At 38.8% G+C, this 6,893-nt stretch carries 7 protein-coding genes; 4 read left to right on the forward strand and 3 right to left on the reverse strand.

Annotated features, from left to right (window positions below):
* The coding region (locus H6G59_RS27690; protein ID WP_422603211.1) for a calcium-binding protein at positions 1 to 694 on the reverse strand (694 nt) is incomplete at its 3' end.
* Between the two features lie 381 nt (positions 695 to 1,075).
* Here H6G59_RS27690 and H6G59_RS26895 point away from each other — a divergent pair.
* Positions 1,076 to 1,714 carry a hypothetical protein gene (locus H6G59_RS26895; RefSeq protein ID WP_190721114.1) on the forward strand — a complete coding sequence of 213 codons (639 nt, stop codon included), beginning with the start codon at positions 1,076 to 1,078 and terminating at the stop codon, positions 1,712 to 1,714.
* 70 nt (positions 1,715 to 1,784) lie between these two features.
* Here the strand turns inward: H6G59_RS26895 and H6G59_RS26900 are convergent, their stop codons facing one another.
* The gene (locus H6G59_RS26900; RefSeq protein ID WP_190721116.1) at positions 1,785 to 3,314 is read right to left on the reverse strand and encodes a YifB family Mg chelatase-like AAA ATPase; all 1,530 of its coding nucleotides are present in this window, start codon (positions 3,312 to 3,314) and stop codon (positions 1,785 to 1,787) included.
* A 135-nt stretch (positions 3,315 to 3,449) separates the two neighbouring features.
* Here H6G59_RS26900 and H6G59_RS26905 point away from each other — a divergent pair, with 135 nt between their 5' ends.
* Both H6G59_RS26905 and H6G59_RS26910 read left to right on the forward strand, forming a co-directional pair.
* The gene (locus H6G59_RS26905; protein ID WP_190721119.1) at positions 3,450 to 4,055 is read left to right on the forward strand and encodes a Uma2 family endonuclease; all 606 of its coding nucleotides are present in this window, start codon (positions 3,450 to 3,452) and stop codon (positions 4,053 to 4,055) included.
* Positions 4,056 to 4,157: 102 nt separating this feature from the next.
* Positions 4,158 to 4,823, forward strand: coding sequence for a hypothetical protein (locus H6G59_RS26910; protein WP_190721122.1), 666 nt, complete (start codon positions 4,158 to 4,160; stop codon positions 4,821 to 4,823).
* 242 nt (positions 4,824 to 5,065) lie between these two features.
* Here H6G59_RS26910 and H6G59_RS26915 read toward each other — a convergent pair whose 3' ends face one another.
* Positions 5,066 to 5,911: an Rpn family recombination-promoting nuclease/putative transposase gene (locus H6G59_RS26915; RefSeq protein WP_190721125.1), complete on the reverse strand. Its 846-nt coding sequence runs from the start codon at positions 5,909 to 5,911 to the stop codon at positions 5,066 to 5,068.
* 191 nt (positions 5,912 to 6,102) lie between these two features.
* Here H6G59_RS26915 and H6G59_RS26920 point away from each other — a divergent pair, with 191 nt between their 5' ends.
* The gene (locus H6G59_RS26920) at positions 6,103 to 6,453 is read left to right on the forward strand and encodes a histidine triad nucleotide-binding protein (protein ID WP_190721126.1); all 351 of its coding nucleotides are present in this window, start codon (positions 6,103 to 6,105) and stop codon (positions 6,451 to 6,453) included.
* Positions 6,454 to 6,893: the final 440 nt, after the last annotated feature.

Here is a 6,893-nt window from a genome sequence, read left to right on the forward strand (position 1 = left end):
CACCATTGATGGTGTCATTGCCGCTATCTCGATACAGGTAGTCATCTCCGGCATCGCCGTTCAGGATATCATTACCGTTACCACCGTAAAGCTCATCGTTGCCACTACCGCCATTGAGAGTGTCATTACCTCCTAACCCATACAGGTTATCATTCCCAGAGGTTCCTGTAATGGTGTCATTACCTTCCGTTCCGGTAAAATTCTGCTGTTCTACCTGAATAACTTGCCCATTTACCGTAATCGTCGCGTGATCATCCTCTCCTTGCAAAGCCTCTAAGGTTGCAGTATCCAGACTGTAACCCTGTACTAACTCAGCAAAAATCGCCCCTTCATCACCAGCACTATCCAAGGTATTGATTTGAGCATCCACAAAATGCCCAATTTCCTCTAACAGAACTGCACTAATAGCTGCTGATGTGGCAGTTTCTAAAAAGGTATTTGATAGATAAATCTTATTAGTGCTACTGGCATAAGCCCCATTAGCATTGCCAAGAATGCTACTATCAAGAATTTCAATATTAGGAAGTTGACTAAAATCACCAGCTTGCCACTGTAAACGCAGAGTTTCCGCGAAACTACGGTTGTATTGCGTACCAAAAGCGGTATCGAAAACCTGCCAGAAGTTGTCTAAACCAGAAAATGCGCTGAGTTGGTTATAAGTCAGGCTGAGGACGGGTTTAATTAGAATATTCATAGATTTGATTAAGTGGGTGAATTATTGGTACTAAGAGGATGTCTGAAAGCGATACTCAGTGTCACATTTTTGTGACACCTGTATCAATAGCAATATATGCACAAAGGTGACATAATTATTTGCAGGTGTCAACCCCAGCTTTCTGATATACAGCAATTCCTAGTGTCTTGAGGTACAAGAACCCCACCCCCAACCCCCTAAGAGCAAGCGATGAGGGGGCTATGATGTACCTTATAACAAAGGAATCTGCTGTATGATTAAGAACATCATCCGAAAGATAGATATTAATATTAATTTCCGGGAATTTACGAAAATCATTTTCCTCATGTTGGATATATGAGAACGATAGCATCCAACTCATTGAGTCAAAAAGAGTGAAACATGAAAGTAAACATTAAGCATATTTATAAATGGTTTTTTAGTCCTGTGTCGGTAGGTGTATTGACAGTAATAGCGATCGCATCTTCTCCTTCTCTCTCCTTTGGTGCTGCTACTACAAATATCTCATCACCAACAACTTCAAGAAAATTAGTTGCTCAAAACCAAGGTAATTACAGAAATAATACTTTTAAATTGAGTTTTAACTATTCTACCAAGGATTTTGTACTTGATCATAAAACAACTCGACCCAGTTCCAACTTGAATTTGTTAGTTATTGATCTTTGGAATAAAAAACACGCTCAGAAAATCAAAGCAGGAGCTTATGAAGGTGGAGCGGAATACCCAGCAAATGCACAGGTTAGGGTGTACTACAATCCTCGACGTTTGTCGTTACAAAACTGGGTTAAACAAAGTCAGGATTTTGCAGCACCCAAAAAATTTAGTAATGTAAAAATAGCAGGACAAAACGCCCTCCAATTTGAATCTAGTGGTTTGTATGAAAATAAGCACACCGTTTTAGTTAACCCTAAAAACTCTAACATCATTGTGATCAGCTTATCTCAAATTGGCTCTGGTAATGATGATGCTATATACCGCAAAGGATATCAACAAGTGCTGCAATCTTTGAGATTTAATTGATAACAGGGAATAGGGAAAAGTAGCTAGAAAGATAATTACGAATTACGAATTACGAATTACGAATTACGAATTATTGCATTCTATCAATAGTCCGATATTGAATAGCTTCTGCCACGTGTTGCGGTTTGAGATCATCATCTCCGGCTAAATCTGCAATAGTTCGTGCTACCTTGAGAATGCGATCGCTTGCTCTAGCCGATAAACCCAATTTTCTAATCGCAGCTTCCAATAAATTCCGACTAGCATCATCTAAATTACACCACTTTTGCAGATGACCACTTTGCATTTGGGCATTACAACGCAGATTTGTTTCTCCTTGAAAACGAATCATCGCCCGTTCTCGTGCTGTTTTCACTCTTTCCGCGACAGATTTTGACCCTTCCCCCGTTGCAGCTTGGGTAATTTCCTCCGGTTTCAAGCGATTTACAGCCACTTGTAAGTCAATTCTATCCATTAACGGCCCAGACAACTTAGCCCAATATTGCTCTCGGTGACGCGGGGAACAGGTACATTCTTGAATCGTATCGCCATAATAACCACAAGGACAAGGATTGGTACTCGCTACCAAAGTAAACTGTGCAGGAAACGTCACCGACTGTCTGGTTCGGGAAATTGTCACAAAACCATCTTCCAACGGTTGACGCAAAAACTCCAATACATCTCTTTTAAACTCCGTAAGTTCATCGAGAAAAAGTATGCCACGATGTGATAAAGATATCTCTCCAGGACGAGGAAAAGTGCCACCACCAACGAGAGAAGGCCCCGATGCAGAATGGTGAGGACTACGAAAAGGGCGATCGCGCACCAACGAACCACGATTTTTCAACAACCCAGCCACAGAATGAATCCGCGTTACTTCCAGCGATTCAGAAAACTCCAATGGTGGTAATATACCAGGTAAACGACGCGCTAACATCGTCTTTCCGCTGCCAGGTGGCCCCACAAAAATGAGATTATGTCCTCCCGCAGCCGCAATTTCCAAAGCCCGACGCGCATGAGCTTGTCCTTTGACATCATGTAAATCTGCGCCTGTATAAACTGCGTCTAACCCATTTCTAGTTTCATCCAGTTTTACAGGTTTGTAACTTCCAGGATTATTTAACAAATCCACCACATCAGCAATATGTCTGCAACCATAAACAGCTAATCCTTCCACCACCGCAGCTTCTTGAGCATTATCAACCGGAACAATTAAACCCGTAATTCCCATTTTTTGTGCAGTTGCAGCAATAGGAAGTACACCCGCAACAGGACGTAAACTACCATCTAGTGAGACTTCCCCCAAAAATAAAAAATCTCCCAACAAATCAGGGTTTACCTGTTCAGAAGCCGCTAAAATTCCCACACTAATCGGTAAATCAAAAGCGGGTCCTTCCTTGCGTAAATCTGCGGGGGTGAGGTTAATTACAATCTTTCGCATGGGAAAAGCAAAACCCGCATTTTTCAATGTTGCTTTTACCCGTTCCTTAGATTCTTGAATAGCCGAATCTGGTAAACCTAAAATCACAATTCCCGGTAAACCCCCGGAAACATCAACTTCCACACCCACTTTTACAGCGTCGATACCAATAATAGATGCACTCCAAACTCTAGCCAGCATTTTTGTATATGAATAAACCTTGAGAATATCAAAGCAGATTAGTAGGTGGATTAACAATGAGTGAAATCACGCAAGAAGACTGTTAGTAATCAGAAATCGAGCTAAAATAATAGCAGCTAAAGATGTAGGTGATTTATGGTTCAAGCATTAACAAAACCATTAACCTTTGAAGAATTCCTCATCCAATATGGTAACAATCCCCGCTATGAACTTGCAGACGGAGAATTGATTGACATGGAACCAACTGGCCCCCATGAAACTGTCGGTGGTAAACTAGCAACACAATTGGGTATTGCTATCACTACCGCACAACTTCCCTGGTTCATTCCTCGTACCTGTCTGATTCATCCTTTTGCAGAAACAGCTACAGCCCGACGACCTGATATTGTAGTATTAGATGAAACTGTGCTGCACCATGAACCTTTTTGGGAAAATGAACCAGTTATCGCTTTAGGACAATCAATTAAATTAGTTGTTGAAGTTGTTAGCACCAACTGGGAAACTGATTATGCGCGTAAAGTTGAAGAATATGCTTTATTAGGAATTCCTGAATATTGGATTGTTGATTATCGGGGATTGGGTGGCGTGGTTTTTATTGGTAAACCAAAACAACCAACATTTACAGTTTGTCAACTAATTGATGAAGATTACAACCAGCAAAAATATCGTTTAGGTGACTTTATTAAATCTCCTCTTTTCCCCTCTCTTCAACTGCGTTTGGATGATGTTATGCCTCGATAAATGCTTGTTAAATTTGATTTATTCTTAATCAAGAATCAGTAGCAAATTATCGGCTAATTGTGATATTATGAAGATTATTAATAAAACAATTTAATTTACAAGATGTCTATTATGCTTTTTGACAAGAAACTTTCCGAATTAACAGATTCTGAAATAATTAATATTCATTTATCCAGAAAAACACTTACAAAAGATTTTGAGTTAATTTCCACACTGAAAACACTAGAAAGTGAGATGCAACAATCTTCTGGACTTGACAATTTTAAGTCATTTCTTCCTTTTCTGGCTGCTTTTGCAATTCTTGATCAAATCGGCGGATGTTATAAATGTTATAAAAATAGTGAAGAAAAGGAAAATCATGCGAAGGAAAAGAAATATAAATCATTTCAAAAAGCATTGTATTATTTTGGTGATATTGAAGATGAACAAACATTAAACGAAATACGTATATTTCGTAATTCAATTGTCCATGATGCGTGCTTATTCTTTTTTGAACAAAAGAAAAATGAATATTACTGCTTTAGATATAGTGATAATAATGAAACATCGAATTTAATAAATTCTGCTGAAGAGAAATGGGATGGAAATTATGATAGTATTAACCCCAAGAACATGACTATTGTTAATAGAAAACTTTTAATAAACAAAACTAGCGATATCATTAGAAAATTATCCAAAATAAATGAATCAAATGAACTTAAAATTTCTTTACCTGATAAAGAAAAAGAACTCATTAAACGTTATTTTCTGATGATTCCAAGAAATTAGATTTTTTAAACAGATACAGCGGTTTGCGTAGTTAGGAGATACAGAGTTTTAAGGCTGTAGGGGCGGGGTTTACCCGCCTTCAATTTTATTGCATTCGACCAGAAACTGCTGTAGGGTGGGATAAATTGTCTCAAAGTTCAACCCAAAATGATTTCAAACAAATAATTTTTCAAGTGATATAAGTCACAGCAGTTTATACTGATAAACAAAAAAATCAAGTCTTGTAAAATCAAGATTTCCATTTATGACAAATTGTCCATGACAAGTTTTAATTCCTCTAAACTTTCAACTGCGATAATCGAGAGGTAAATTTTTCCTAGTAGTTCAAAATCAGATATTTCAGAAATTTTTGGCATGAACTTTAATCCTTCATCACCACATTTAACTTTTAAGTATGATTCAATGTTTGAAAGTCTTTCCTCTCTTTTTCCTCTTTGCAATATTTCTTCATACCAAGGTGATTCGCGTAAAACAGTCATATCCCACCTCATAATTTCTTGAACTAAGGAACTATCTAATACAAACGTAGCAAAAAAAGCAAGAACCGTTTCTAATTGATTTAATTGTTCATCTGCTTGCAATAAACGCAATGCTTCCCGAATTATAGATTCATCTTCACCACCTTTGAGAATTGGCACAAAAGGAAGTAGAGACGGTAAAGGTTGCTCTAAGGCAATTCTAACATCTACTTCCCAGAGGTTAATCACACGGTAATCTTGACGAACTTCTAAACCAGCAAGATTAGACTCATATCGCGTCGGTATTTCCGCATCACCTGTTTTCAGAATGTTAATTAGTACAGGATACGTTGGTAATTTATATTTTTCTTCAGCTAATCCTGAGTATGCACGCATCCTTCGTGGCATTTCTGGTTTATACCGCAATTGCAATTCATTCAGAACCAGAAATTTTCCGTACTCTTTACTTTCAACGCGGATGAGTACATCACTTTCTCGACTAATCCACTGAAATTCGGAATTGAGAATTTCCCCAGCAACCACATCAGGGATTTGCGTTACCCATTTTACCCAATTATCGGGTGCGAGGCTAATTAAGCGTTTGGTACTGACATCAGCAGGTTTTGACATAAAGCTATAGATGCACTGGCTACACAACAGCTTAACTTTTTATAGATAAATTAAGCGATCGCCTAAAATCTCTAATATCAAGTCCGGCTAATTAGTGAGAATAACTGTTTCCCTGTTCCCTATTCCCTGCCCCAACAGATATGATAACTATTCTAAAGGACTTGACATAACAGATGAGTAAGTAAATCTGCATGAGCAATACCACAGAAACGATTTTCAGCAAAATCATTCGTAAAGAAATTCCCGCCAATATTGTTTATGAAGACGATTTAGCCCTGGCCTTTACAGATGTTAACCCCCAAGCCCCAGTTCACATCCTTGTCATTCCCAAAAAACCCATAGTTAGCCTCGCAACAGCCGAACCTGAAGATCAGGCTTTATTAGGACATCTTTTATTAACAGTCCAGAAAGTCGCAGCACAAGCTGAACTAGAAAACGGTTATCGCGTAGTCATGAATACTGGTGCTGATGGCGGTCAAACAGTCCATCACCTACATATACATATACTAGGCCGTCGTCCTATGTCCTGGCCACCCGGTTAACTTCCACATCTGAAAATCATCTATAAATCTTGTGGGGGAGCCAGTGCGTTGCGCGGGTTCCCCGTGTTCATCGCGTTGTAGCAACTGGCGTTGGGCATACTATGGCTATAGCTTGCGTGACGACGTAGGAGTTATACGCCACGCTACGCTATCGGCTACGGTCAGTACAAGTCTTGCCCGCCCAAATACCTTTTGTAAATCTCATCACATTAGAAAAACATATAATTGATATAACCAATACTAATTTTAATTATCTTTACAAAACTAAACTTAGGCTTTAATGTTGAATACAGATAGGCAAAACAACCTATCAACATCATAAATAAAGCAATCATAAACAATGACCACAACCTTACAACAGCGTTCAACCGCTAACGTATGGGATCGCTTCTGCGAATGGATCACCAGCACCGAAAACCGCATCTACATCGGTTGGTTCG

The organism is Anabaena lutea FACHB-196 (assembly GCF_014698305.1).
Taxonomy (GTDB): Bacteria; Cyanobacteriota; Cyanobacteriia; order Cyanobacteriales; family Nostocaceae; genus Anabaena; species Anabaena lutea.

Bases quoted from the DNA above. Each gene is read 5' to 3' on its own strand.
- H6G59_RS26895 (WP_190721114.1), top strand. From the start codon at position 1,076: ATGAAAGTAAACATTAAGCATATTTATAAATGGTTTTTTAGTCCTGTG.
- H6G59_RS26900 (WP_190721116.1), bottom strand. From the start codon at position 3,314: ATGCTGGCTAGAGTTTGGAGTGCATCTATTATTGGTATCGACGCTGTA.
- H6G59_RS26905 (WP_190721119.1), top strand. From the start codon at position 3,450: ATGGTTCAAGCATTAACAAAACCATTAACCTTTGAAGAATTCCTCATC.
- H6G59_RS26910 (WP_190721122.1), top strand. From the start codon at position 4,158: ATGTCTATTATGCTTTTTGACAAGAAACTTTCCGAATTAACAGATTCT.
- H6G59_RS26915 (WP_190721125.1), bottom strand. From the start codon at position 5,911: ATGTCAAAACCTGCTGATGTCAGTACCAAACGCTTAATTAGCCTCGCA.
- H6G59_RS26920 (WP_190721126.1), top strand. From the start codon at position 6,103: ATGAGCAATACCACAGAAACGATTTTCAGCAAAATCATTCGTAAAGAA.